Annotated in this window: 25 protein-coding genes and 7 pseudogenes; 25 read left to right on the top strand and 7 right to left on the bottom strand. The window is 33.9% G+C overall.

Annotated features, from left to right (window positions below; genetic code table 11):
* Positions 1-59 precede the first annotated feature (59 nt).
* Positions 60-527 (top strand): IS66 family transposase, encoded by a 468-nt coding sequence (locus AC1DIT_RS19620; RefSeq protein ID WP_476998358.1) that lies wholly within the window; start codon positions 60-62, stop codon positions 525-527.
* Between the two features lie 82 nt (positions 528-609).
* Here the strand turns inward: AC1DIT_RS19620 and AC1DIT_RS19615 are convergent, their stop codons facing one another.
* Positions 610-1,989, bottom strand: a complete 1,380-nt coding sequence (locus AC1DIT_RS19615; RefSeq protein WP_016115509.1) for an aldehyde dehydrogenase — start codon at positions 1,987-1,989, stop codon at positions 610-612.
* A gap of 220 nt (positions 1,990-2,209) precedes the next feature.
* Between AC1DIT_RS19615 and AC1DIT_RS19610 the strand changes: the two genes are divergently transcribed.
* The gene (locus AC1DIT_RS19610; protein ID WP_016115508.1) at positions 2,210-2,341 is read left to right on the top strand and encodes a hypothetical protein; all 132 of its coding nucleotides are present in this window, start codon (positions 2,210-2,212) and stop codon (positions 2,339-2,341) included.
* A 26-nt stretch (positions 2,342-2,367) separates the two neighbouring features.
* Positions 2,368-2,571, top strand: a pseudogene (locus AC1DIT_RS19605) (TetR/AcrR family transcriptional regulator); the annotation flags it as partial.
* 99 nt (positions 2,572-2,670) lie between these two features.
* On the opposite strand, the gene AC1DIT_RS19600 reads toward AC1DIT_RS19605, so the two are convergent.
* The gene (locus tag AC1DIT_RS19600; protein ID WP_016115506.1) at positions 2,671-2,994 is read right to left on the bottom strand and encodes a winged helix-turn-helix transcriptional regulator; all 324 of its coding nucleotides are present in this window, start codon (positions 2,992-2,994) and stop codon (positions 2,671-2,673) included.
* Between the two features lie 130 nt (positions 2,995-3,124).
* Between AC1DIT_RS19600 and AC1DIT_RS19595 the strand changes: the two genes are divergently transcribed.
* Positions 3,125-3,655 (top strand): NAD(P)H-dependent oxidoreductase, encoded by a 531-nt coding sequence (locus AC1DIT_RS19595; RefSeq protein WP_016115505.1) that lies wholly within the window; start codon positions 3,125-3,127, stop codon positions 3,653-3,655.
* Positions 3,656-4,081: 426 nt separating this feature from the next.
* On the opposite strand, the gene AC1DIT_RS19590 is transcribed toward AC1DIT_RS19595, so the two are convergent.
* The gene (locus AC1DIT_RS19590) at positions 4,082-4,501 is read right to left on the bottom strand and encodes a VOC family protein (protein ID WP_016115504.1); all 420 of its coding nucleotides are present in this window, start codon (positions 4,499-4,501) and stop codon (positions 4,082-4,084) included.
* Positions 4,502-5,116: 615 nt separating this feature from the next.
* Here AC1DIT_RS19590 and AC1DIT_RS19585 point away from each other — a divergent pair.
* From AC1DIT_RS19585 to AC1DIT_RS19560, 6 genes and pseudogenes are all read left to right on the top strand, one after another.
* Positions 5,117-5,287 carry a hypothetical protein gene (locus AC1DIT_RS19585; RefSeq protein ID WP_154214521.1) on the top strand — a complete coding sequence of 57 codons (171 nt, stop codon included), beginning with the start codon at positions 5,117-5,119 and terminating at the stop codon, positions 5,285-5,287.
* A gap of 350 nt (positions 5,288-5,637) precedes the next feature.
* A complete protein-coding gene (locus tag AC1DIT_RS19580; RefSeq protein ID WP_016115502.1) occupies positions 5,638-6,636 on the top strand; it encodes a DUF3994 domain-containing protein in 999 nt (332 codons plus the stop codon).
* Between the two features lie 813 nt (positions 6,637-7,449).
* Positions 7,450-8,082, top strand: a pseudogene (locus tag AC1DIT_RS19575) (class I adenylate-forming enzyme family protein); the annotation flags it as partial.
* A 311-nt stretch (positions 8,083-8,393) separates the two neighbouring features.
* On the top strand, positions 8,394-9,200 hold the full coding sequence (locus AC1DIT_RS19570; protein WP_476998356.1) for an SDR family NAD(P)-dependent oxidoreductase: 807 nt from the start codon (positions 8,394-8,396) through the stop codon (positions 9,198-9,200).
* A 30-nt stretch (positions 9,201-9,230) separates the two neighbouring features.
* Positions 9,231-9,998 carry a GNAT family protein gene (locus tag AC1DIT_RS19565; protein ID WP_016115499.1) on the top strand — a complete coding sequence of 256 codons (768 nt, stop codon included), beginning with the start codon at positions 9,231-9,233 and terminating at the stop codon, positions 9,996-9,998.
* Between the two features lie 17 nt (positions 9,999-10,015).
* Positions 10,016-10,915, top strand: a complete 900-nt coding sequence (locus AC1DIT_RS19560) for a PhzF family phenazine biosynthesis protein (protein ID WP_016115498.1) — start codon at positions 10,016-10,018, stop codon at positions 10,913-10,915.
* Positions 10,916-10,951: 36 nt separating this feature from the next.
* Here AC1DIT_RS19560 and AC1DIT_RS19555 read toward each other — a convergent pair whose 3' ends face one another.
* Positions 10,952-11,161: a hypothetical protein gene (locus AC1DIT_RS19555; RefSeq protein WP_016115497.1), complete on the bottom strand. Its 210-nt coding sequence runs from the start codon at positions 11,159-11,161 to the stop codon at positions 10,952-10,954.
* Between the two features lie 176 nt (positions 11,162-11,337).
* Between AC1DIT_RS19555 and AC1DIT_RS19550 the strand changes: the two are divergent.
* The 6 genes and pseudogenes from AC1DIT_RS19550 to AC1DIT_RS19525 all read left to right on the top strand — a co-directional run.
* A pseudogene (locus tag AC1DIT_RS19550) lies at positions 11,338-11,781 on the top strand (Nif3-like dinuclear metal center hexameric protein); the annotation flags it as partial.
* Positions 11,782-12,265: 484 nt separating this feature from the next.
* Positions 12,266-12,433, top strand: a pseudogene (locus AC1DIT_RS19545) (IS110 family transposase); the annotation flags it as partial.
* A 71-nt stretch (positions 12,434-12,504) separates the two neighbouring features.
* Positions 12,505-12,972: an NUDIX hydrolase gene (locus tag AC1DIT_RS19540; RefSeq protein WP_016115494.1), complete on the top strand. Its 468-nt coding sequence runs from the start codon at positions 12,505-12,507 to the stop codon at positions 12,970-12,972.
* 116 nt (positions 12,973-13,088) lie between these two features.
* Complete coding sequence (locus tag AC1DIT_RS19535) at positions 13,089-13,937, top strand: phosphotransferase (RefSeq protein ID WP_016115493.1); 849 nt, start codon at positions 13,089-13,091, stop codon at positions 13,935-13,937.
* Positions 13,938-13,981: 44 nt separating this feature from the next.
* Positions 13,982-14,806 carry an MBL fold metallo-hydrolase gene (locus tag AC1DIT_RS19530; protein ID WP_016115492.1) on the top strand — a complete coding sequence of 275 codons (825 nt, stop codon included), beginning with the start codon at positions 13,982-13,984 and terminating at the stop codon, positions 14,804-14,806.
* A gap of 15 nt (positions 14,807-14,821) precedes the next feature.
* Positions 14,822-15,391, top strand: a complete 570-nt coding sequence (locus AC1DIT_RS19525; RefSeq protein ID WP_016115491.1) for an SGNH/GDSL hydrolase family protein — start codon at positions 14,822-14,824, stop codon at positions 15,389-15,391.
* 40 nt (positions 15,392-15,431) lie between these two features.
* Here AC1DIT_RS19525 and AC1DIT_RS19520 read toward each other — a convergent pair whose 3' ends face one another.
* Positions 15,432-15,602: a DUF1272 domain-containing protein gene (locus AC1DIT_RS19520; RefSeq protein WP_016115490.1), complete on the bottom strand. Its 171-nt coding sequence runs from the start codon at positions 15,600-15,602 to the stop codon at positions 15,432-15,434.
* A 173-nt stretch (positions 15,603-15,775) separates the two neighbouring features.
* Positions 15,776-16,141: pseudogene (locus AC1DIT_RS19515) on the bottom strand (cysteine hydrolase family protein); the annotation flags it as partial.
* A 177-nt stretch (positions 16,142-16,318) separates the two neighbouring features.
* Between AC1DIT_RS19515 and AC1DIT_RS19510 the strand changes: the two are divergent.
* Positions 16,319-17,188: a pentapeptide repeat-containing protein gene (locus AC1DIT_RS19510; RefSeq protein WP_016131732.1), complete on the top strand. Its 870-nt coding sequence runs from the start codon at positions 16,319-16,321 to the stop codon at positions 17,186-17,188.
* Between the two features lie 405 nt (positions 17,189-17,593).
* On the opposite strand, the gene AC1DIT_RS19505 is transcribed toward AC1DIT_RS19510, so the two are convergent.
* A complete protein-coding gene (locus AC1DIT_RS19505) occupies positions 17,594-18,481 on the bottom strand; it encodes a DMT family transporter (RefSeq protein ID WP_016115487.1) in 888 nt (295 codons plus the stop codon).
* A 237-nt stretch (positions 18,482-18,718) separates the two neighbouring features.
* Here AC1DIT_RS19505 and AC1DIT_RS19500 point away from each other — a divergent pair, with 237 nt between their 5' ends.
* From AC1DIT_RS19500 to AC1DIT_RS19465, 8 genes and pseudogenes are all read left to right on the top strand, one after another.
* Positions 18,719-19,093, top strand: a complete 375-nt coding sequence (locus tag AC1DIT_RS19500; RefSeq protein WP_016115486.1) for an SH3 domain-containing protein — start codon at positions 18,719-18,721, stop codon at positions 19,091-19,093.
* Between the two features lie 195 nt (positions 19,094-19,288).
* Positions 19,289-19,734 (top strand): annotated as a pseudogene (locus AC1DIT_RS19495) (SRPBCC family protein).
* A 135-nt stretch (positions 19,735-19,869) separates the two neighbouring features.
* Positions 19,870-20,277, top strand: coding sequence for a MerR family transcriptional regulator (locus AC1DIT_RS19490; RefSeq protein WP_018766274.1), 408 nt, complete (start codon positions 19,870-19,872; stop codon positions 20,275-20,277).
* Between the two features lie 124 nt (positions 20,278-20,401).
* Entirely contained in the window at positions 20,402-21,724 is a 1,323-nt protein-coding gene (locus tag AC1DIT_RS19485; protein WP_016115483.1) for a hemolysin family protein, read from the top strand.
* Positions 21,725-21,777: 53 nt separating this feature from the next.
* Positions 21,778-22,005, top strand: a pseudogene (locus AC1DIT_RS19480) (ATP synthase subunit I); the annotation flags it as partial.
* Positions 22,006-22,049: 44 nt separating this feature from the next.
* Complete coding sequence (locus tag AC1DIT_RS19475) at positions 22,050-22,595, top strand: DUF2179 domain-containing protein (RefSeq protein WP_016115481.1); 546 nt, start codon at positions 22,050-22,052, stop codon at positions 22,593-22,595.
* Positions 22,596-23,056: 461 nt separating this feature from the next.
* Positions 23,057-23,683: a hypothetical protein gene (locus AC1DIT_RS19470; RefSeq protein WP_016115480.1), complete on the top strand. Its 627-nt coding sequence runs from the start codon at positions 23,057-23,059 to the stop codon at positions 23,681-23,683.
* Positions 23,684-24,418: 735 nt separating this feature from the next.
* Positions 24,419-24,784, top strand: a 366-nt coding sequence (locus AC1DIT_RS19465) for a malate:quinone oxidoreductase (RefSeq protein ID WP_476998355.1), incomplete at its 3' end; no start/stop codon positions are given.

The raw sequence follows: 24,784 nt of genomic DNA, 5'->3' as shown, positions 1-24,784 counted from the left end.
CATGTGGAGGTTTTTTTATGAAAAAGGAATTTGGATGTTTTTTCCGAATTTGTTTATCTATGAAAACAACACTTYCACATTCAAATCAACCCACAATTGAATCACTTCAAGCTCAAGTAGAGGAACTCACGGCAAAAGTAAGATGGTATGAAAAACAATTTCGTCTCAGTCAACAAAAACGGTTTGGTACGTCTAGCGAAAAAACACCTAATAATCAACTTGCTTTAGAACTGTTTAATAAGGCTGAGAAAGAAAGTGATTCTGAAACCCCTGAACCAGCTGTTGAAACAATCACCTATCGTCGCAAAAAGAAACACGGTCATAGGGATGAGTCTGTCCAAAACATTCCGGTTGAAACCGCAAAAGAGAACAATTTAAGTCCTTATCATTATCTTCGTTATTTGTTTGAAACGCTCCCCAATATCGATTTAAACAATAAAGAGGAAATTGATAAAGTCTTGCGGTGGTCAATGGATTTACCATCTAGTTGCAACGTACCGAAAAAAAGTGAAGCAAACAAAAAGTAACTCTAAAATCAACCTTTATTGTATATTTTGGAGTTACTTGACGTTTACTTATAAATAATAATGGCAAACAGTGTCTTTCTTATTACTTAAAAATCTTTCTTAAAATTTTAATTTTGTTCCTATACGGTGGAAATACCAACCCTAAGTCTATCCTTGAGCTTTTCTTTAAAATGCTTTTACGATGTGTAAAAGTATCAAAACTATGTTTGCCATGATAGGCACCAAACCCTGCATTTCCTACTCCACCAAAAGGCAAGTGGAGATTAGCCATATGTGACATTGTATCATTGACGCATCCTCCTCCAAAAGAAATTCGTCCTAATACCTGTTTTTCAACATTTTTATTTTCAGTAAACACATACAAAGCTAATGGTTTAGGGTTGTTGTTAACCATATGAATGACCTCATCTAAATCATTGTACTCCATAATTGGTAAAATCGGTCCGAAAATTTCTTCTTTCATAGCTGCATCATCCCATGATTTTACTTCAAGAAGTGTTGGTTCAATATATAAATGACTTCTAGATGAATTTCCACCAAATACTATATAAATTTGGTCTTGTTCTAATATAGAAATAAGTCTATCGAATTGTCTCTCATTGACAATTCGACCATAATCATTGCTTTTTGATACATCTGATCCATAAAAGTTTGTGATTATCTCTTTCATTTTCGAAATCAGTTCTACCTTGACAGATTTGTGTGCAATAACGTAATCAGGTGCTATACAGGATTGCCCAGCATTTATGAATTTTCCCCAGATAATACGTTTGGCTGCTATATCGAGGTTAGCTGTTTCATCGACAATAGCTGGTCCTTTTCCACCAAGTTCTAATGTTACTGGTACAAGGTTTTTCGCCGCAGCTTCCATGACAATTTTTCCAACTGGAACGCTACCAGTAAAAAAGATATGGTCAAATGGTGCATGAATCAATAAAGAAGTTGTTTCTCTATCTCCTTCAATTACACGAATATATTGCTTATCAAACGTTTCACTTATTATTTTGTTAATTACAGCTGAAACATTTGGTGCATTTTCTGAAGGTTTGAGGACTACACAATTTCCTGCCGCAATTGCCCCAATAAGAGGTTCAATTAATGATTGGAATGGATAATTAAAAGGTCCAATAATTAGCACTGTACCATATGGCTCTTTTATTATGTAGCTTTTGGAAGGCGCAAAATGAATAGGTGTTTTTACTTTTTGAGGTTTCATCCACTGTTTTAGGTATTTCATTATAAAGTTGATACTGTTATATGCGAAACCAATTTCTGCAGCATATGCTTCAAACTCGCTTTTGTGTAAATCTTGATATAATGCGCTCAGCACTTGATTTTCATATTGCTTAATAGAATTTTTTAATTTTTCTAACTGTTCAAGACGAAATTGAAGACTTCTTGTATAATCATGATGGAAAAATTGTCTATGCTCTTGAATAAGTTGTTGAATATTATCAACCATTAGGAAATCCCTCCAATAGCAAGAAAATATTTAAATACTATGTACATCAATTGTAAAAACGATTTGATCCCAATCCATTTATTGTACGTATTAGTCAGACAAATCATTCTTTCTATTAATCTTACAAAATTGTAAGATATCTGTCATCTTCTTCAATAGCATTTAAAAATACCCAGCTTATATACTAAAGGTAAATTTACTAAAAGAGGAGTGTGATAATATGCATGAAGTGATTGAAGAAGTGGTAGCTGGCCTATGTGAATTCGTAGTTGAAGTTGCAGGTGAAGTCGTTACTAGCATCTTTACAGATTGGAATACAGAGGAAGAAAAAGAAGAAAAAGATATATTGTAAATTAAGATATACGATTTTACATGTTCCAATTAGCTGTGAGTAAGAGGACAATCTATGAGCACTTCTCTTCAAAGGACGAGATAGTAGATGAAATTATTCGTAATATAATAGAAAGTATTCAAGAAAAGGAAAAAAATATCGCTGAAGATGATACGTTAYAAACAGTTGGAAAAATAAGATGCATCTTAATTTGTATTCCACAACAATTTAAATTCATGGATGCACGTTTATCATTTTAACCGAGAAGACCCACTCCTCTAAACGAGGTGAAGGTGGGGGTAGTTCAATGAAAAGAACCCTAAAAAGGGTTCTTTTCATTTTTTGTTTTTCTATTTTGTTGATTTTTTGACTTGATGATCTTTTCCCCATTCACACATTTCATTCATAATTTGAATTAAAGATTTTCCATATTCACTTATTGTATACTCAACTCTTGGTGGAACTTCTTTATATACAGTACGATGGATAACCCCATCAGCTTCAAGTTGTCGCAATTGTTGCGTCAGAACTTTTTGTGTAATATCTGGGATTGCACGTTTCAGTTCGTGTGTCCGCTTCTTTCCGCTCATGAGAATGCATAAAATACTACTCTTCCATTTTCCTCCGATGACTTCAAGGGTGGTAGCGATAGGAAAGTTATGATTCTGATTCATCTATATATTACACCTCCATAGGTACTTTGAGGTTCCTATAGCACCTGAAAGTACGTACTTTTCAATTATATGTAACTAATACATACTAATACTAAAGGATTTCATTTATTTATAAGGGGGAAGAGAATTTATGAAAACACTTGTAATTGTAGCACATCCAGATATTGAAAAATCAAGAATTAATAAAAGATGGAAAGAAGAATTGGAGAAATATTCTAATGAGATAACAGTACATGAATTGTATAAAGCAGCTCCTAATTGGGAATTCGATGTTGATTATGAACAGAGGCTATTATTAGAACACGATCGTTACATATTTCAATTTCCGTTCTATTGGTATAGTTCACCACCATTACTAAAGAAGTGGTTTGATGATGTGCTGACGTACGGTTTTGCATATGGTTCTACAGGGGATAAAGTACGTAATAAAGAATTTGGTTTGGCGATTTCTATAGGGGGATTAGAAACACAGTATCAAGATGGACTTACAATGAACGAATTAACAAAACCATTCCAGGCGACTTGTCTATATACGGGGATGAAATCCATACCAACATTTACGTTGTATGGAGCAGAGTATCAACTAAAGGATGAAGATATCGAGAGAAGTGCAACTGAGTATGGTAAATATATTATGAATAAAAGTAATCTCTATATATAATTTAAAAATATCCCGATCCTTTTATAGGTATCGGGGTATTTTTTATCCCGCATTAACGGACAGTAACACTCCCACCTCAAAATTCAGCGAAAGCAAAAGAGTTAGGTGGGAGATGAACTGTCCGTAAAAGCCCGATTGGCTCAACTAATAATCAGTGGGGGATGGAGAAAACCCCCACTGATTAAAGTTTCATTTTATGTAATGTATTGGTTTGGAATAAAGTTTGATCAAAATGGGTTCTTTTTGTCTGGATGAACATTTCACTTTATCAAAAAGGTTGCTTAAAACTTATGTAGAAGCCTCGTTTTTATGTATGTAAGATATGTTATATTTTTGATCGCTAGTCAATATGAAAGGTCCCTGAAAGAAGAGGGACCTTTTTCATAATTACTTCATATGAGTTATGACTTGTTCGGTTGAAAGTTGTTATGTAAGGAGTGTGTCATTGGCTTTTGAAACTTTCTTACCATCTTTATAGTCAAGGCAAGAAACTTCAATTAATAAACCATTAAATACTGTAAAATAAAACCCGTAACTACTACCTCTCATCGTATAAGGTTCCTTATCTATTTCGATGCCTCCAGCTACTAAACGATTATATGCTTGATCAACTTCACTTGAAGTTTCCACCAAAAAACCAATATGAAAAGCTTCAGGATATCTAACAGCCTTGTTTCCCTTGAATGCTTTTGGATCACTTAACACAAGAATAAATCCATTCTCATCACTCATTACTACAAGAGCCTTTCCTTTTTGTTCTAAAAATTGAAAATCAAAAAACGTCTCAAAGAAATGTCTAGCTTCTGATAAATCATCAACACATAGATTCAAATGATTTAACTTCATTCACTCATCTCCTTTTAAACAGGGATTCCCTATATTAGTAACATTTGAAAGGGAATAGACAAGTATTTAAATGTTACGGTTATGGCTTTCTGTTTAGTTATAGTTAAGTCAACTAGACTATATATATGCTACATAACATCATAATTATTCTATTCTTACCTTTTGATCTTTACTAGAAATATTAAATTGTTATCTCTCTACAAATTCATACTGATAAAATAAATCGCGATAAAAGTTGAAAAGTTTTAGCGGTTAGAATGTGGATTTGTAAACGGAATGATTGGTAATGACGATGATCTACACATAGTACAGGGACAAGAAATTGTTAGTAAAGAGACGGGGATAGAATAAATTCAAAATGAGGATGGATCTATCACAGAAAAGCATGTAGAAAGAACAGCACGAACAATAAGGATCAAAACCTTATCACCAAATGGATATATCAAAAAATTGGTGTGAGTTAGGAGTTATAATAAAGACGTGAGGTTAGCAATTATGACTAGCCGGTTATTATTAGATAGAAAAGAAGAACTTTTAACATTTTGGGATAAATATGGTAATATTGAAATGGTTATAAAACTAAATCTTTAATTTTTCGAATATATTGAATACGATGTGGAAAGTGGTATAGATGCTGTCATTTGGTTTTCGTATGCGAAATTAGAGGAAGAAGAACAATTAGAAAATTGTTATTTAATTAGTGGAAATACAACAGACTATCTTGGTAAAAAGATAGCGATTCATGAGAAGTTAGCAGAGAAATCAAATCGTTTTACACTAATTTAAAGATATGTATGCTGTACTTACCGCTTCGTTCATGGAACCGTATAAAGAAACCCATGAATTGCTTAATTCTCTAAAAGAGAAAGATTGGAATTGTGACGAGATTTTGGGCTTCTTAAATCAAGATACTTCTAAAAGTTTTATAAAAAAATATTTATAGTAGCGTTAGTAACGCCAACAATATTTATGAACATGTGATCATCTTGTAAAAGGTTTAAGACTATCAAATAATAGTTGGTGACTAAAAGGTGTTTTCTATTGACGAAAGCACCTTTTATTAATATATTATGTCATTTTTTCTGGGGAACAGAGGGAGAAAGCGGCAAATAAAATAATAAAAGGGATGGGAAAGTATGAAAGCAAAGAATTTAGTATGTTTTGCACTTCCACTTATGCTATTAGGAGGTTGTGGAACAGACTCATCAGAGAAAGATTCTAAGAAAGCAGCGACTACAGTACAAAATGAAGATAAACCTTCAACAAGTAAAAAGGAAGATAAGTCTTCTACTGAGAAGAAAGAAGATAAACTAACAGCGGCAAAAGGGGATCAACTAACAGTAAAAGAGTATCCTTCTAAAATTATGGCTTTAGCTGCTGAATTAATTAAAACGGGTGTTGATATACAAACAATGGCTACTTCAAACAAAACTGAAGCTGAGAAGATAAAGGAGTTTGAAGGATTAGTTGAGAGGCTAAAAGCGACGACAAAAAGTATCAAAGAAGTAAACCCACCTAATGAATTTAAAGAAGACCATCAAACTGTAATTAAAGCGATGGATACATACAGTAAGGCCTATACTCTTCAACTAGAGTCTGTAAAAGAAATGGATGAAGAGAAGATGAAAACTTCATTAAATATGATAGCAGAAGGCGGTAAGTACTGGAAAGAAGCTACAGCAAACATAGCTAAGAAGAGAGATGAACTAACAAAAGGAGGAGACGGTACTGTATCTAACAAAGAAACAAAGGACCTAGATAAGAAAGAAGGAATTGACTACGATGCAGTTCAAAGTAATGTAGTAGACGGTACGGAACTAATCGGTAACTGGGGAGTACAGACTACTGACGGATTCAAGTTATCATTTATTTTAAAAGGTGGAAGTCCTAAAACTTTTGAAGTTTACAATGCAGGTGATTATCCAAATAAAATCAATCATATAGAAGGTACATGGGATTATGATAAAAATTCTTTAACATTAAACCTTCATATTACGAAGCAAATGTCAAATGGGGTAGAAGCAGAAGTTGTTCACAAAGACATTGCTTATAAAGTCCAAAACTTTGATAGAAAGAACTTACAATTGTTTAATGATAAATCATCCAATACAACTAGATATGTAAAACAAAGCTAAAAATAAGTGAGGACTAGGTTTATGACCTAGTCCTTTATTCATGCCTACGCCATAGGTTAATGTCGGGTATTTTGTAATAGCCGCAGAAACATCAGAAGAAGCTAACAGAGGAAAGAAAGATTATTTTCAACATGTTAAATCAAATAAAAAAGCTTAAAGAGGAAAATGCAACTATGAATACTTTTCAAAAAACAAATGATTTCACAGATATCGCAAAAGGACGTAAAACAATTCTTAAATATATGTGGGGTTCTTGTACTATAGACTCGATGTCTGCAGCCACTCTTTAATCAAACTTTCTTTTAAAGCAATAACAGGATCACAAAAAACGCATCTACATAGATGCGTTTTTTGTGTGGTGAACCTCTTATAAGTTCATATAAAGCAATTAGGACAACTTTTGAATAAAGATGCGATACGTTATCTTTTTAATCAAAAATTTCTAAATGAGTTTTGATTAAACTTTTTTATAAAAATTTCATATTTAGCTAAAAAGAGTGACTCCACTTTGATCAAACTTTATTCCAAATATACAACTCTAGTCACTTTTGAATTAACAATTATGCGTAACTTCTAGCTCGTTTTTCACGAGTCTTTTTTTATGTACGCCAATGTTCTGAAAAATCGTGAATGTATTTCAAAGATACATTATAAATAAAATTTATCAAGTTTTAATCTTTAGTAAATTAATAATTAATGTAGTAAAATAAAAATCTAAAAAATGAAAAGGGGCGTTTTTCTTGAGCACAATGCAACAACTTTCACAAAAAAGAGCAAAACAATCAGCTGATGTACAGGCACTTGTTGGAGGGGGAAAAAGGAATTTATATGGTCCAAGGATACGGAAGTACAGAAGGATGGGTTGTTAGTTCTTGGCGACCAGACATGGGGAAAGAGAAAATGTCTTCTGTAGGAAAGCCAATTAAAAATGTAGAAGTGAAAATTCTTCATCCTGACACAGGTGAAGAATTACCTGAAAAGGAAGTTGGAGAAATTCTTGTAAGAAGTCCATATATGTTTAAAGGGTATTGGAATAATGAAAAGGCCACAAAAAAAGTCTTAAAGGATAGTTGGTTTTATATGGGAGATGCCGGCATGATAGACGAAGATGGCTTCTTATATATAATGGGAAGATATAAAGATGTCATTGTACACCGCGGCGATAATGTATATCCGGATCAAGTAGAAGAAGTAATCCATGAAATAAATGGTGTATTGGAAGTTGCTGTAGTTGGAATTCTAGATGACTTTTGGGGAGAGATTCCAAGAGCTTATATCGTTAAAGATACTCACACACTTTTAACAGAAGAAGAGGTTATTCAGTACTGTAAACAAAAATTAGCAAGCTACAAAATACCGCAAGTAGTGTTTGTTGAGAGTTTACCGAAAAATGCGTTAGGTAAAGTATTGAAGAGAGAGTTGAAAAGTGGTGTTTTAATAAAATAAAAATAAAAAGTCCAGTTATGTTTTGTGCATAACTGGACTTTTGTTTATTTCGATATCGTATTGATTTACTAAATTTTATGATTCGATTAAAATGATAAAGAAAATTCGAATAATAAATAATATTTCTTCGGAAATAGAATTTATAGCATTGAATATGGAGGGAGAGATAAACATTGAGAAAGTCATTGTTACAAGTAGAGACGGAACGACTGATCCTTCGTCCTTTTCAAGAAGAGGATTATGTAAGCTGATATGAAGGATTCCATAATCGATCGGCATCTCAGTATAAGTATGATGATGGTTATCAAGATATGGCGTATTCAACAAAAGAATGGTTTACCGAATGGATACGTGGCTTTGATGAATCAGCAAAATGGGATGACATGTATGTGTTAGGAGTGTTTTGTAAAGAAGATGGTGCGAATGTTGGTAAAGTTGAGCTTATTACAATTTTACGAATAGATTATCAATGGGCGATGATGGGGTATTCAATCCACAATCAGTATTGGAAAAAGGAAGCGAAAGAGCATCTAAYTTTCTTATTTCCGTCTAGATGTTTTTCTATATTAGCAGACTTATCATCTGATGACAGTATCAACCTCATAAAAGAGCAACTTAAACAACAAACAGAAGTGGTTGATCTTATTATTAATAATGCTGGAATACCGGGAAAAGAAACGGAGATCTTGCATACAACTTCAGAGGAATTAATGGCATTATTCAATATGCATTGTTTAGGTGTAATTCGTGCTGTTAAAGGTGCGTATGCTAATCTAATACAATCTGAAAATCCAAGAATTATTAATATTTCTTCACGTTTAGATTCTTTATCTAAAATGGCAGCTAAAGAATTTCCACAAGGGCAGTTTTCCTATTCATATCGTATTGCGAAGGCAGCACAAAACATGTTGAATTTATGTTTACAACAAGAATTTGAGGAAAAAGGCATTGTAGTGACCGCAATTTATCCAGGAAAGTTAAAAACAGAGATGGGGGCGTATGATGCAGATATAACACCAGATGAAGGAGCATACAACATATACAATTGGATAATGAGTACAAATGATGAAATTTCGGGTAAGTTCATTGATCCATCTTTAGGAGAGTTAGATTGGTAGTTTCAATTTTTGTATAGAAAGGTGAACACAATGTGTAATCTTACAACCATACAAAACATATTTGGTCCCTCGAAAAAAATATTAAATGGTTTACCGAATGCAATAACAATTGAAGAAACTGAAGAAGATTTACTGTATGATCATCAAAATTATAAAGAGAAGATAAAAAGATTTGTAGAGGTTTGTTCATGTTGGAAATTGAAAAGAGCAAGTGTTTTACTAGACAAAAGTTTCAACAGTTATACTCCGAGTGTAAAAGTGTTACGTGAACTTGGTTTTCAGCTCTATGCAGCGAAAATAGAAGTGTTTCGCAAGCTTACGGATATCGTAGCTCCAGAAAAACAATATGATTTTCGCTCTATAGCCGAAAGGACGTTGTCTGAAGCGGAATTTAAGTCGCTTTGGGAGCGATGTATGTCAGATTCGGATAATAAATCATCAATTCTTAATATCGATGAACATTTTTACGCTATACAAGCAGAATTAGGTGAGGATTGGCAAAAATCATGTATTGCTTTTTATGAAAAGGAGCAACCGATTGGAATATCCATTCCTCATATTGAACCTGGTACGAAGAATGAAGGTCGATTATTTTATTTTGGACTATTGCCGGAGGAACGTGGAAAAGGACTTAGTGCTCATATCCATCTTCAATCTTTATACATGTTAGAACAGATGGGGGCTACTTATTATATTGGAAGTACTCATATGACAAATGAAAAAATGCAAAAGGTTTTTTGGAAAAACGGATGCTCTATAAGGACAGAAACGGAATTGTATTGCAAAATATTTAAATAAATTCAGGAGATGAGAAAATGAAGGAAATAAAAGTTTTCCATTATGATGCATTTAGTACAAAGCCGAATATGGGAAATCCAGCTGGTCTTGTAATAGACGCAGAACGATTGACAGATGATGAAATGCAGCTGATTGCAGAAAAAGTAGGATTTAATGAAACCTCTTTTGTGCTTCCTTCCAATGTGGCTGATGTAAGAATCCGTTATTTTACACCAGGGCATGAAATGAATCTTTGCGGACATGCGACAGTGGGAACTATATATGCACTTCACGAAAGAGGGCTACTGAAGGGGAAACGAAATCTCACAATAGAAACGAAAGCAGGGGTTTTACCAGTACATATAGATATAGATGAAAATGGAGAATCATTTATTAAAATGAGACAAACAGCGCCACAGTTTCAAAAGTTTGATGGTTCCACTGAAGAATTAGCTCACAGCATTGGACTTCATGAAATGGATTTAGATGAAAAGCTACCAATTGTTTATGGGAGTACTGGAATTTGGACTTTGCTAGTCCCTATTAAAACGTTGGATGCCTTTCAAAGAATGAAACCAAATAATGAAGAGTTTCCATCTATTCTAAAAGAAGTACCAAAGGCATCGATTCATCCTCTTTGCTTAGAAACTTATGATGAAGTAGCGCATATGCATGGTCGGCATTTTTCATCACCTTATTCCGGGACGATAGAAGATTCAGTGACGGGAACTGCTTCTGGTGTAATGGGGGCTTATTATGCTAAATTTTTGAAGCAAGATTTTGATGGTGAAATGACATTAATTGTTGAACAAGGACAAGAAATGAATAAAGATGGTCGGATCGCAGTTTATGTAATAAAGAACCAGAAAGATGATTCACTCCAAATTGAGATTTCTGGAACTGCCGTGTATGTAAATGAGTTTCAAATTTTAATTTAAAAGTATGAAAAAAGTCCGGTCATATACCGAACTTTTTTATCTGTTTAAAACTTCAATAAAAGAGGCATTTCCATTTTGTCTCATTACAGAATGAAAATTGCTATTTTCTAACGTTTCGGCAACCTGTTTTAACTGTCTCACATCATCATGATGAATCAGTAAGCTGTCTGCTCCGCTTTCTTCAATGTGGATATGTTCGACATTACCAATGGCTTCGTGTACGGCTTGTAAAAAATCAGGTTTCATAAATGTCCTCCTATATATACAGGTGTTTTTTTATAGCATGCCCGTATTTATCAAAATTAAAAGTTGGCGGGAATACAAGAAAGGCTCATTGTTTCATACTTCTAATTCGAAGCAGGTTTTCATTACATGAAAATAAAATATGTATTAGGGAAAGAAGTGTGAAAAGGAGAATTGAAATGAATATAGCAGAGTTTAAAAAATCGATTGAAATGTTATTTGGAGAGCATCTTCATAAATATGGTGATGATGAATATGGCTTCACCCATATTAGTAAAGATGAATTCCATAAAATAGGTTATACAACGAACCTAACGCTGGAAACAATCGAAGAAGCAGTCGATATGTTTGTTACACATCATGCGCCGTGGAGCTTTTTATTCGGTATGGAAGAGGCTTGTGTTGGGAAATTAAAAGAATATGAAATCAATCATTTTTGGATACACTTGCCTTTAGACTTTGTGAATTTTGGAACTTGTATTTCGTTATTTAACGAAATTAAAATTGATAAAATACTTGAGTATTCTTCATATGAGGAAGAAGAGCTCCCTGGAATTGGAGAATATGAATCTCCTATTTTGTTTTATGATGTAGTGGAAAGAGTAGAAGAGAGATTAAAGAAACTTTAATAGTTGTTTCGGGACATTGGTTTATTAATTTTATTAGATGCGATATTATAAAATTGTGTAGTGACCTTTAGGTGATTCCGACCATTAACTGGACTGGGGCTATTGTTCATAGACCTCTAATATTGATGTAAGGCACTTCATTCAATTAGAAAGATGGCACTGCACATTAAATTAAATATAAAACAACGGATTACCTGTCAATTTCGATAGGTTTTTTATTGTTTTAGAAGGAATATTATGGTTAATGTCGAATACTCCTGTTTAATAGATTATATATAGAGATTTTAAAACAAATATAGTGAATAGTGTGCAGTTGAAATTCTAAAAGTATATGGAGCTAGTGAGTCTAGACTCTTTTGTTAAATCTGAGATTAAATATCTGGCGATATAATCCTAACATGCTACATTGGGCTTAAGCTCTAACAGAAACTTGGATGGTCGGATATAATCATACTGCTTACTGTTCGGAGAGGGAATCATGGAAGATACGATTACCTCTTTTAGTTATGGAAATCATTCAGATGGTACTGTTCAAGATGCTCGTAAGTTTTATCAGTTTTATGTTGATATAGATATTGGAGCTAGTTTTCATGTAGACTCTTATATTAAATTTGATGCTTTTTTAGCCCAAAAAGGAATTGCATGGTAACGAACTGAGACAATGAAATTTAATTCTGATAGTGCAGGGATTGCAGAATTTTTAAAGGAGACATATATATGGGATATATTATGGATTTACGTAATTTGGTTGGAAGTAGGCCTTTAATTATGGTCGGGGCCTGTGTACTTGTTATAGATCATGAGCAACGAGTTTTATTACAACTTCGAAAAGATAATGGATGTTGGGGACTGATTGGTGGTTCTATGGAGTTAGGAGAAACACTTGAACAAGTAGCTCATAGGGAATTGTTTGAGGAAACAGGACTAACGGTTGAGACTCTTAAATTAATTCATACATATTCAGGGGAAGCTTTTTATTATCAATATCCTCATGGTGATGAAGTCTATAATGTTGTGACGGCTTTTGAATGTAAAGAATATAACGGTTATTTAAGTCATGATAAGAATGAGGCAACAGACCTTCAATTTTTCTCTTTATATGACTTGCCAAAAAATATAAGCCCACCAGATAGACCTATACTCGAGGATTATAAATTAAAATGCCATAAATTCCTACTTTTTTAATTAAAAGTAGGGATTATTTTTCGGAGGGGAAATTTAGATTTTTCCTTAAAGCACTACACTACACTACATTTATTTAGAGTAATATCAAATACATTTGCAGAGTGGGAATAGAAAAAGTGAAGATTTCAGAAATTATTGAACAGTTGGTTGTTAATGAAGTGATTGTTGATTATCCGAAAGGGTCCAAAAAATTAACTGGCGGTACTACAAGTAGACTGTATCTTCTAGAAGGAAAAGAGCAGTGTGTTGTAAAGTTGAATGAACCAAAAGTCATTGAAGAAGAAGCGTATTTTCTTGATTTTTATGAAAACGAAAGTATATTTCCTAAGCTTTTGTATGTAGACCCGCTCAATAGATATATGGCCTATTCATTTATCCCTGGTTTCACAAGTTATCATGCTGGGGATAAAAGAGATATTCTTTGTACACTTGTACAGAAAGTGATTGATAGATATAAAACAGCTATGAGTATGGATCAGTGGGGATGGAAAGAAGAACCGGTACACTCTTGGCAAGATTTTCTTTTAGAAAGGGTGATGGAGGCCCGTGAGAATGTAAGATCCTATATAGCAGAAGAAGATTTTCATACTGTTCTTAAATTGGTACATAGTCCAAATAGAAAGGCATATAGTAATCAACCATTTCTATTACATGGTGATTGTGGATTTCATAATTTTATATGTAGAGAAAATAAATTGTATGGTGTGATTGATCCTTTGCCAGTTTTGGGGGATCCAATATATGATTTGATTTATGCATTTTGTTCGACGCCAGAAGATTTGACGAAGGAAATGATAGGTGAGGTAGTAGAAAAGAGTGCTTTTCATAATAGGGCGAGAAACATTTTATATGAAGAAGTCGTAATTGTTTTATATTGCAGGTTAGATGCTTGTATGAGACATCATCCTGAAGATTTAGAAGCTTACTTAAAAGCTTGGTGTTATTGGATGAATCACATTCGTTAACGATGAAAGTTTAACAGAAAACAAATGGGGGTAGGAGAATGATTATGAAAAACTTTATTTGTACAACATGCGGCGTACAATATGCAGCAAGTGTAGAGGAACCAGTGAATTGTATGATTTGCAATGAGGAGAGACAGTATATTAATCCGAAAGGTCAATCTTGGACAACACTGGAGGATTTACAAGAGAGTAATACATATAAAAATGAAATCATTGAGGAAGAAACAGGGCTTTATAGCATTACAACAAAACCAGAATTTGCGATTGGTCAAACAACTTATTTGGTAAAAACAGAATCGTATAATTTGTTATGGGATTGTATTACTTATTTCGATGAAGCCACAATTGAGAAAGTGAATGAACTAGGAGGATTAGATGCGCTTGCGTTATCCCATCCACACTATTATTCTACTCAAGTAGAATGGGCGGAAAGATTTGATGTACCAATCTATATACATGAAGATGATAAACAGTGGGTGACGCGTTCAAGTAAACATATTGTTTTTTGGTCAGGAGAATCATTGCAATTAGCTGATGGACTCACTATACATCGTCTAGGGGGACATTTTAAAGGTGGTTCTGTTTTACATTGGTCACAAGGGAATGATGGAAAAGGGATTTTATTAACAGGGGATATTATTCAAGTTGTAGCGGATCAGCAGTGGGTGAGCTTTATGTACAGCTATCCAAATTTAATTCCGTTACCAGCGAATAAAGTAGAAGAGATGGCTAAAAGAGTAAAGTCACTGCCTTTTAATCGTTTATACAACGCTTTTCACCGAGTAGTAAAGGATGATGCGGATGAAGCTGTTCAGCGTTCGGCACAGCGTTATATTGCAGCGTTAGAAGGCAAATTGTTTCATACATAAAAGGGAGATATAGAAATGAACACATTAGTATGCTTTGGTGATAGTATTACAGCTGACGAAACATTTTGGAATGGAACACAGAGATTAACACCACGTTTACAAGAGCAGTTTTCGAATTGGAAAGTAGAAAATGCAGGTGTTCCTGGTGACAATACGTTTGATGCTTTAAAAAGAATAGAAGAGGATGTCCTATCTTATAAGCCGACATTTGTAATGGTCTTTTTTGGTGCGAATGATGCAGCATTTCATAAACAAGTATCACTACAAGAATATGAAGAGAATCTAATTAAGATTGTGAAAAAAATCTCACCAGAAAAGGTGCTGCTAATTAGCCCAGCACCAGTGGATGAGGAAAGACAGCATGCAAGAACAAATGAAGTATTAGGACAGTATGCAAAAGTGGTGGAAGAAGTATCAGAACAAACAGGAAGTCATTTTCTTGATTTACATACTCATATGATTGAAGAATTAGATTATAAGAAGTTCGTAGAAAATGAAGAGCGAGATGGATTACATTTTAGTGCTGCTGGTTATGAATATTTATCTGAGTTAATTGGGAATCAATTAAAAGAGATTTTTAAATAAATATGGTAAAGAAAAAGCAAAGCTACGAGTAGCTTTGCTTTTATTTTCTTGGTCTACGCACTAATTCACCACCGCAGTTTAGACACACTTGATGCGTTTTTTCTGTGCACGGTGCGCAAAATGTACATTCGTAAGTACAAATATAAGCTTCCGAATCCGTTTGAAGTGAAGTGTTGCAAGTTTGACAGTTTGTTTTCATTTCTAATGCCATAGTAGTTCCTCCTATTCTATGAAAGTTTATAATTTAATGATAATATAAAATGATGAATATATCCTTTTCGTATGAAAATATAATTAGAAGTTAATTTAGCATTTGCAATGAAATGTGCTATTTTATTTTGAAATTGATTGTTTAGTGACTTTTAAAGATTCATTAAGGGGGATTTAAAGCAAATCTATAAGTTTGTTAGTTGTTAAAACGGTAGCAAACATTTCATGAAGACTTACTAATGCAAGCTGATGGATATCTTCTGCATGATGATAATTTCCATCATATGAGATTCTACCAAATGTAGCTGTCGCATCTGAAACGACATAAGTTGAAAAACTTAAATTACCAGCCATACGTGCTGAAGTGGATACGCAATAGTCCGTTGTTAAACCGATAATGACGGCAGTTTCATAATTGTGTTCTCGTAAATATGCTTCTAAATTGGTTCTGATAAAAGCGCTATTCACATTTTTTTGAAATACTGGTTCATTTGGAAGTGGAGTAGCAAAGTCTTTAAATTCACTTCCGMTGCGTTCTTTACCCATTCGAGATTTTCAAAAGCAAAGAGCGATATATTTGATTGCACGAAATGAAAGGATTGGTAAAGTTCTCTTTAAGATGTTTACAGGAACTACTATGTAATTGTCGGAAGGTATTTTTTTAGTACTTATCTATATAAAGTTAAACAAGTAATACAACAACAGGGGGTACATGTTTTGTTACAGAATAATAATCATTTTGATTCAAAAAATGATGTGAGTTTTCACAGTTTACGAGCTGACTGTGAGAGTTGCTTTGGTTTGTGTTGTGTTGCACTACCATTCGCAGTTTCAGCAGATTTTGCAGTGAATAAAGATGCTGGGAAACCTTGTTCAAACTTGCAATCAGACTTTCGGTGTAGCATTCATAAAAATCTTAGGAAGAGCGGATTTAAAGGGTGCACCGTTTTTGAATGTTTCGGTGCAGGGCAAAAGGTTTCACAGGTGACTTTCGAAGGTGTCGACTGGAGAGAAGGCCCAGAACACGCGAAAAAGATGTATGATGTTTTTCCAATTATGCATCAACTCCATGAGATGCTTTGGTATTTGAATGAAGCTTTAACGTTAAAGGTGACAAGTCTGATTTATGGGGAGATTCGTGACGCGATTGAGGAGACAGAACGACTTTCAAGGCTTAGTCCAGATTTACTAATGAAAATAAATGTTCCATTACACCGAGCAGATGTAAATACTCTTCTTTTAAGGACGAGCGAACTAGTATGGATGGAGTCACGTCACGAGTATAAAGGCTCCAAAAAAAATAAGAGACCTGACCACCGAGGAGCGGATCTTATGGGGGCAAACCTTAAAAAAGCAAATTTGAGGGGAGCGAATTTAAGAGGGGCATACCTCATTGCTGCTGATCTTCGAGGTGCTGATTTAAGAATGGCTGACTTTATCGGTGCTGATTTACGAGATGCTGACTTAAGCGGAGCAAATCTAACAGACACTATTTTTCTAACTCAAGTCCAGATTAATGCAGCGAAAGGGGACGCAAACACGAAATTACCAAGTTTACTTTCTCGTCCAGCGCACTGGTCTGCTTGAGAAAAATATAAATTTGATCTTCATAAATACTAAAAAACACAGGCTATATTTTTTATAACGGGTTTGCTTTAAGAGTACAAAAACTTAATTAGAGCATTTATTTTAGGTCCAAATCGCATATGGTTTGGACCTATTATTTTTGTTGATTGTGTGTGACAATTGGGGGGCAGTTCAGATCTGCGTTTCCTAAAATTTTTATTTATTGGAAAAAGGATTAATGTAAATCCATAAAGGAATATGTTAGATATTAAGCTAAAAAAGCAGAAGGAAATGATAATTCTTCTGCTTTTTTCTCTGCGTTTTTAATGTTGAAAAATTTGAGATTTATAACGCTAATTCAGTTGCGAAATAAAATTTTGTACTTCAAAACCGAACCCGTTATATTTTTTATAGACTGTGTTATTGTTATTTTTTCTTTTCGAGTGTAGTTATTGCCACACTAAATATAATAAGAGCACCACCAATAAAAAAGTTCCGATTCAACGTTTCATTTAAAAGTAACCAGCCTAATAATGAGCCAACAATAGGCTGAAAAAAGAAAAACAATGAACCGATGCTGGCATCCATTAACTCAAGTCCTTTATTCCAAAGAAAAAAGGCTCCAGCGGTCGAGATGATTCCTAAATATAAAATACCTAAAATGATAGTGGTATTTAAGTCCCCAATTGGATTAGATTGTAATTCCCAAATCATACAGGGTGTAATGAAAAATAGTGAAAAGAAGATTGCGTACGTTGTAATGACTAAGGATGAAAATTGTTGAGAAGCAATCTTTACATAAATAGATAGTAGAGCCCATGTAATCGCAGCCCCCACTAAAATGATTGTGCCGATAAAATAAGAGCCTACTTCTATATCCCACCCAATAACAATTGTGACGCCTATTGTAGCTAAGGCGGTAGAGAGTATTCTGCGAGTCGTTAACTTTTCTTTCAAAATCAATGTAGCAAACACGACCATAAATGCTGGAGTGGCCGATGTAACTAAAGAGCCTGTGTGCGCATCTGATAATTTTGTTCCAACAAATTGGCACGTAATTGAAACAAAGTAGCCGATGAAGCCAATCCAAGCAAAAAGTTGCCAATCTTTTGTGTTTATTTGTATCGTTGTTTTTTGTTTTCGTTTTGTCGTTTTTAAAATCATGTACAAAACTACAAAGGCAATAATAAAGCGAAGCCAGACAAGTGTGAGAGGCGGAACAAAGTCTAGTACATATTTACTAACAACATACATACCACCCCAAATACTTGCTGCAAGTGATAAACATATAGCGCCTAAAATTGTTTGTTTCATTGTGAAATACCTCCGTCTATTTATAGGATTGTAAAATAGGGAATCCTAAGACGAGGCATGTTTTTTATAAAAAATACGTATGCCCGTCTTAGATTATAGACGGATTACAGGTTGATCGTTTTCAAATAGGTTGTTGTAGTACATAAGAATTTCTCCTCTCAATATTTTGTATTTGTTTATCATAAATAAGTTTTATAATAAAAGTATAACTTAATTTTCAGATTATTGGAGGGTAAAATGAAATATGTTGTGATTCAGTCTCACGCTAGTAATTATCCAGAACCAATCAGTTTAGAAAAAGGAGATCAAGTGCGGGTTGGGAATGTATATTCAGGGCCAGAAAACTGGAACAATTGGGTATATTGCCGTGCTGAGCATAGTGGTCTGGCGGGATGGGTTCCAGAGCAAATAATAACATGTGAAAACAATGATTCTGGTATTGTGCTTGAAACATATACGGCGAAAGAATTAAATGTAGAAAAAGGAGATATTCTCATTGGTTTAAAGGAATTAAATGGTTGGCTATGGTGCAAGAAAATAGAATGTGAAGAAGTTGGTTGGATTCCGAAAGTAAATGTACGGTTAAAGCAAAAGATGTATTTTGAAAATTAATATGATGAAATATGAATAAAAATATAACTCAATTCTTTTCGCCCTTGTGTTATAAATTATAAATTCAAACTCATGAAACTCTAAATAAGAGAAATAATAGTAAAATAACCCTTGTATTTCACTGGGTAAAATATGGCATAATCATTTTGCCGCAAAATATATAGAGAAATAAGGGTATGTAAAAGGAGAAAATGAATGAGTTTTGCTATTGAAGTTTTAATTCAAGCACCAATTGATGTGTCGTATTTGAATATGTAAAAGATGATGAAAAAACGAAGGAATGGAATACATTTTTAATTGAAAATCGTTATCCGTTAGAGCGAGTGAAAGAACATTCACGTGTAGGAGATACATTTATTTCCGTTCAAAAAATGGGTAAGAAAATATTTGAGTCGGAAGTGGAATTTTTAGAATATGAAGCACCGTATATCATTACTCTTGGCGGTGAGATGAAACAAGGATATTCTACTACAACATACATATTGGAAGAAGAGGAAGGCACACTTCTTACATTAATTGTTGAGTATACACCTAGCAATCTATTCTATCGTATTTTATATAAATTAACAGGTTGGATGGATCAGATTGAACGTTTAGCAGAGTGTGTAGAAGCTACTCATAATAAAGAAAAAGAAATATAGGAAGAAGGAGATCTGCAACATATAGCGGATCTTCTTTGCATATATTGTGAATAATAAACCGTCACGTTTGACTGTACAGTTTATGTGTTGTATGATGTTCTTAACATAAATGGGGAGGGAAAAATCGTTGGGAAGGTGTATCGAATCGGACAGTTGGCTCACTTGGCTCACGTATCGAAACGAACGATTGATTATTATACGAATCTAGGTATCTTAAAAGCGGAGCGATCTCAATCTAATTATCGCTATTACGATGAAACAGCATTTGAAACATTACAATTTATTGAGAAATGCAAGGAAATGCATATGCCGCTTTGTGAGATTAAAGAGAGGATCGAGGAGAGGAAGAAGCTGCTCGGTATCAATGAACACGTTTCGAAACAAGTGAATGAAGTGACAAACCACATCCATCGATTAGAAACAGAGCTAACACAGTTGAAACCTCTGTTAGATGGGTTAACAGATTCACAACGTGAAAAAATATCGAAATCTTTATCGGGTCAAACGACAGCTTTAATACAAACACTGATACTATTTTTATAGTTAAAGTTGGATCCAACTCTTTTAATTTCTGTATAGGGCTATGTTTTCTAAAGAAACAGAGAATAAGAAAACATTATAAGTATACAGGAGGTGAACACCTTAGTTTTTTTACTAAGGGGATTCATTGGAAATATTTAATTTAGTCATGGTTGCGTTTTTAATCGCATTTACTGGATTTTTCGTAGCAGCAGAGTTTGCGATTGTTAAGGTACGTTCAAGTCGTATAGATCAGCTTGTTGCGGAAGGAAAACGCGGTGCGTTAGCAGCAAAAAAGGTAACAACAAATTTAGATGAATATTTATCTGCTTGTCAGTTAGGAATTACAGTAACGGCAATGGGACTTGGTTGGTTAGGTGAACCGACAATAGAAAAGCTATTGCATCCATTATTTGAGAAATGGAACTTAAACCCTTCTATTTCACAAGTATTGACTTTTGGCCTTGCATTTATGACAATGACGTATTTGCACGTTGTAGTAGGGGAATTAGCTCCGAAAACAATGGCAATTCAAAAGGCTGAAAGAGTAACTTTATTATTTGCTGGACCTTTAATGATGTTCTACAAAGTGATGTATCCTTTTATTTGGATACTAAATAGTTCAGCGCGTGTCGTAACTGGCTTATTCGGTTTGAAACCAGCTTCTGAACATGAAGTAGCACATACGGAAGAAGAGTTACGTCTGATTCTTTCAGAGAGCTATGAAAGTGGAGAAATTAATCAAGCAGAATATAAGTATGTAAATAATATCTTTGAATTTGATAATCGCATTGCGAAAGAGATTATGGTACCACGGACAGAAATCGTCGGTTTCTATCTCGAAGATTCAGTAGAAGAACACATGAAAATTATCCAAAGCGAACGATACACACGTTATCCAATCTTTGGAGAAGATAAAGATGATATTATCGGTATGGTCAACGTAAAAGACTTTTTTATTCGATATATGAAAGGCGATACAGAAGATTTATCATCTATTCGTACGTATATGCGTCCGATTATTGAAGTGATGGAAACAACTCCAATTCATGATTTACTTCTGCAAATGCAGAAAAAGCGAATTCCAATGGCTGTATTATATGATGAGTACGGAGGTACAGCCGGAATCGTAACGCTTGAAGATATATTGGAAGAAATCGTCGGCGAAATTCGTGATGAATATGATGAAGATGAACATCCACCAATTCAACACGTAAATGAACATCATAAAATTGTTGATGGAAAAGTGTTAATTACAGAAGTGAAAGATTTATTTGGCCTACACATTGAGGAAGAAGATGTGGATACAATTGGTGGATGGATTATGATGCAGAATCATGAAATTGAAGAGGGACAATGTGTCGAAGCAGAGGGATATGAGTTTAAAGTTCTTGAAAAAGATGCATATCAAATTAAACGCATTGAAATTCGAAAAATTGATCATCAACAAGAGAAAGCAGCAACTGTGTAGGTTGCTGCTTTCTTTTTTACCTATCGCAAAACTTGAAACAAGGAGCGGATATTTTGATTGAAGTTGCGTTACGAGTATACAAACTACAATTATATATGATTTTTAGTGGTTTACTACTTCTATGGACGATAACGCCTTTTTCAAAGCAAGTTACTGGATTCGGGATCGGATTAGCTGTAAGTGCATACTGTCTTTGGTTGTTAGCCAGACGAGTTGAAAAGATTGGGAAAAGTATTGTATTAAAACAACGTGCGCCTGGATTAGGAATTTTAAAAGGTTATATATGTTATTATGACAAAAGACTTTTTGAAAGAGGTGGATGCAAATGTTACAAGCGCTACTTATTTTTGTACTTCAAATTATTTATGTTCCAGTTTTAACGATCAGGACGATTTTGCTTGTAAAGAATCAAACAAGATCCGCTGCTGGTGTGGGATTACTAGAAGGTGCAATCTATATTGTAAGTTTAGGAATTGTATTTCAAGATTTATCAAATTGGATGAATATTATAGCCTATGTGATCGGTTTTAGTGCCGGACTTTTATTAGGCGGTTATATAGAAAATAAATTGGCAATTGGGTATATTACATACCAAGTTAGTTTACTAGATCGTTGTAATGAGTTGGTAGATGAATTAAGACATGCTGGGTTTGGCGTAACTGTATTTGAGGGAGAAGGGATTAATTCTATCCGTTACCGCCTAGATATCGTTGCGAAGCGCTCTCGTGAGAAAGAGCTATTGGAAATTATTAATCGAATTGCACCGAAGGCGTTTATGTCTTCCTATGAGATTCGTTCTTTCAAAGGTGGCTACTTAACAAAAGCGATGAAAAAACGAGCATTAATGAAGAAGAAAGATCATGCTTCATAAAAAAATAGCTAATTTCTTCTGAATTTAATAGTGTTACACATTGTATAAAAAGAAAAGGATAGATGCAGGCAGAAGCAATCTGAGTGATCTATTCTTTTTTTTGCCACAAAAGAGCTTATTTGCCACTACAACATAAATGGTTGTAGTATGGAAGGGTGACTTGTTGATAGAATAGCTGAAAAAGAAAGTTTTAAATAAATTTGATATTTGTTTCGCATCGTCATCTTTTATTTTTAAATACTCAAGAGATATTTTGTTCTAGACATCATTTTTTCGTTACAGTGATCAAGAAGATAAGGAATCGCGGGAACAGCTGAAAATCGCATATGCGAAGATGTATGAAAGAATATGATCAGTTAATTGGAGAAGGGATTTGAATTACCAAAAGAGAATATATTAAGGATCTATAAACCATTTTATTCCAACATAATGATATTTATTGAAGACGAGGAGGGAAAAACGTGTATAAATTACCGTTAGGCTTACAAATACCAGATCGAATACCAGATCGAATTGATTATCCAAGTGGGGATGATTACGATACTATACAACAAAAACGGGCGAGAGCGAACATTGTGGAAGGATACAAGATGAGAGAGATTGAAGGTGGAAAGTTTCAGTATTTTACCGAAATCAATATTGATGCTGATAGAATTTGGCACTTGTTTGTAACATTAGTTAATACAATGATTAAAGAAGGGATAGCTTATGGAATTGTAGGAATGAAAGGGGAAGAGCCCGTTCTTAGTCGCTTTACTGAATCTGACCGAATCATGAATCTTTTCAAAGAATATAAATTTGAACTTACAAATGATGGATTTCTCCAATTTGGAATTGCGACTGAAGATGGTACATCCTATAATGAAATTTTTGTGACAAGTTTTAAAACCTTTCGAGTATGGAGTGAAAACAAAAGTGACGTTCTAACTGCATTGAATCAACTGCATTTAAAGGAGTATAAGGACCTGGAATTCATTCATGATTTTCCAATAAAGTCAAAAGCACTTTCTCCACAACAATACCCTGGGATTCGACATTACACAGAGGTTTTGGAAGAATTGGAAAAAGCTTTTTCTCTCTTATTATAATGAATATGTTCTGAAATAGGAAATCATAAGAAGGCGAATAAAGAGGTTTATAAAAGAAAAAAGTACATCACTTTAGATAAATGATGTACCAATAGATATATAATGTGTAACCTTATATAGTTTTTCTTTATCGTGGATTATATGGTTTGTAATGCTATAAATATATTTTATCCAAAGGTGAAAGGTTACATAAAAGATATTATTGCATTGGTGGCAGAAAACGTTCAAAGTAAAAAAGTATTGATGATATTTTAGTATCAAAAGCTTATCAAGACTGGTACTTTACTACATATTTTAAGACAAACTTGAAAAAAGTTTATGATTTTATCACTAAATCAGTGAACTAAGAAGAGTATAAAGGATATAAGATAAACATAGTTGCACTTGAAGAGAAACTGGTTTTTGTTGAACTAACGAGGATTTTTCCGGAATAAGTAACGAAAAACATTCACTTCTTTAAGTCTAATAAAAAATCAATAAATTCCACCTTTTTATGTAGAAAAGTAGAATTTATTTTTGTAAAAAATCTATATTCTCTCTTAAATAGTTAATAATTATCAGATAATACTAGATATTTTAGTCTATTAATTATTATAATAGAGTATGAGATGGTTATATTTGAGGCAGGAGAGATAGGTTCCTAGGTAGAGGGGTCTAGGCGACGCTTTGCTTTTTGCGACCTTTAAGCAGATGCACCTACTCTTTTTTGCTAATATAGGGGATGGAGAGATTATCATGAGCAACATGCAGCAAAAAACAGACGTTATCTTAATTGGTGCCGGAATCATGAGCGCGACTTTGGGATCATTACTGAAAGAGTTAGCACCTGAATGGGAAATCAAAGTGTTCGAGAAACTCGCAAACGCAGGAGAAGAAAGTTCTAACGAATGGAATAATGCGGGAACGGGCCACGCTGCACTTTGTGAACTGAACTATACATCCGAAAAATCTGATGGATCTATAGATATTCGCAAAGCTATCAAAATTAATGAACAGTTTCAGCTTTCAAGACAATTTTGGTCTTATCTTGTAAATAGTAATCTGATTCGTAATCCGCAAGACTTTATCATGCCAATACCTCATATGAGTATGGTACAAGGG

It is taken from the genome of Bacillus sp. 05T22, assembly GCF_056396765.1.
Note: the sequence above shows the minus strand (reverse complement) of the source record. Positions and strands in the feature narration are given on the sequence as shown.

Coding starts and splice junctions, on each gene's coding strand:
- AC1DIT_RS19505 (WP_016115487.1), bottom strand. CDS start 18,481: ATGAAACAAACAATTTTAGGCGCTATATGTTTATCACTTGCAGCAAGT.
- AC1DIT_RS19615 (WP_016115509.1), bottom strand. CDS start 1,989: ATGGTTGATAATATTCAACAACTTATTCAAGAGCATAGACAATTTTTC.
- AC1DIT_RS19500 (WP_016115486.1), top strand. CDS start 18,719: ATGAAATATGTTGTGATTCAGTCTCACGCTAGTAATTATCCAGAACCA.
- AC1DIT_RS19530 (WP_016115492.1), top strand. CDS start 13,982: ATGAAAAACTTTATTTGTACAACATGCGGCGTACAATATGCAGCAAGT.
- AC1DIT_RS19475 (WP_016115481.1), top strand. CDS start 22,050: ATGTTACAAGCGCTACTTATTTTTGTACTTCAAATTATTTATGTTCCA.
- AC1DIT_RS19525 (WP_016115491.1), top strand. CDS start 14,822: ATGAACACATTAGTATGCTTTGGTGATAGTATTACAGCTGACGAAACA.
- AC1DIT_RS19600 (WP_016115506.1), bottom strand. CDS start 2,994: ATGAATCAGAATCATAACTTTCCTATCGCTACCACCCTTGAAGTCATC.
- AC1DIT_RS19580 (WP_016115502.1), top strand. CDS start 5,638: ATGAAAGCAAAGAATTTAGTATGTTTTGCACTTCCACTTATGCTATTA.
- AC1DIT_RS19590 (WP_016115504.1), bottom strand. CDS start 4,501: ATGAAGTTAAATCATTTGAATCTATGTGTTGATGATTTATCAGAAGCT.
- AC1DIT_RS19520 (WP_016115490.1), bottom strand. CDS start 15,602: ATGGCATTAGAAATGAAAACAAACTGTCAAACTTGCAACACTTCACTT.
- AC1DIT_RS19610 (WP_016115508.1), top strand. CDS start 2,210: ATGCATGAAGTGATTGAAGAAGTGGTAGCTGGCCTATGTGAATTCGTA.
- AC1DIT_RS19560 (WP_016115498.1), top strand. CDS start 10,016: ATGAAGGAAATAAAAGTTTTCCATTATGATGCATTTAGTACAAAGCCG.
- AC1DIT_RS19555 (WP_016115497.1), bottom strand. CDS start 11,161: ATGAAACCTGATTTTTTACAAGCCGTACACGAAGCCATTGGTAATGTC.
- AC1DIT_RS19565 (WP_016115499.1), top strand. CDS start 9,231: ATGTGTAATCTTACAACCATACAAAACATATTTGGTCCCTCGAAAAAA.
- AC1DIT_RS19595 (WP_016115505.1), top strand. CDS start 3,125: ATGAAAACACTTGTAATTGTAGCACATCCAGATATTGAAAAATCAAGA.
- AC1DIT_RS19540 (WP_016115494.1), top strand. CDS start 12,505: ATGGGATATATTATGGATTTACGTAATTTGGTTGGAAGTAGGCCTTTA.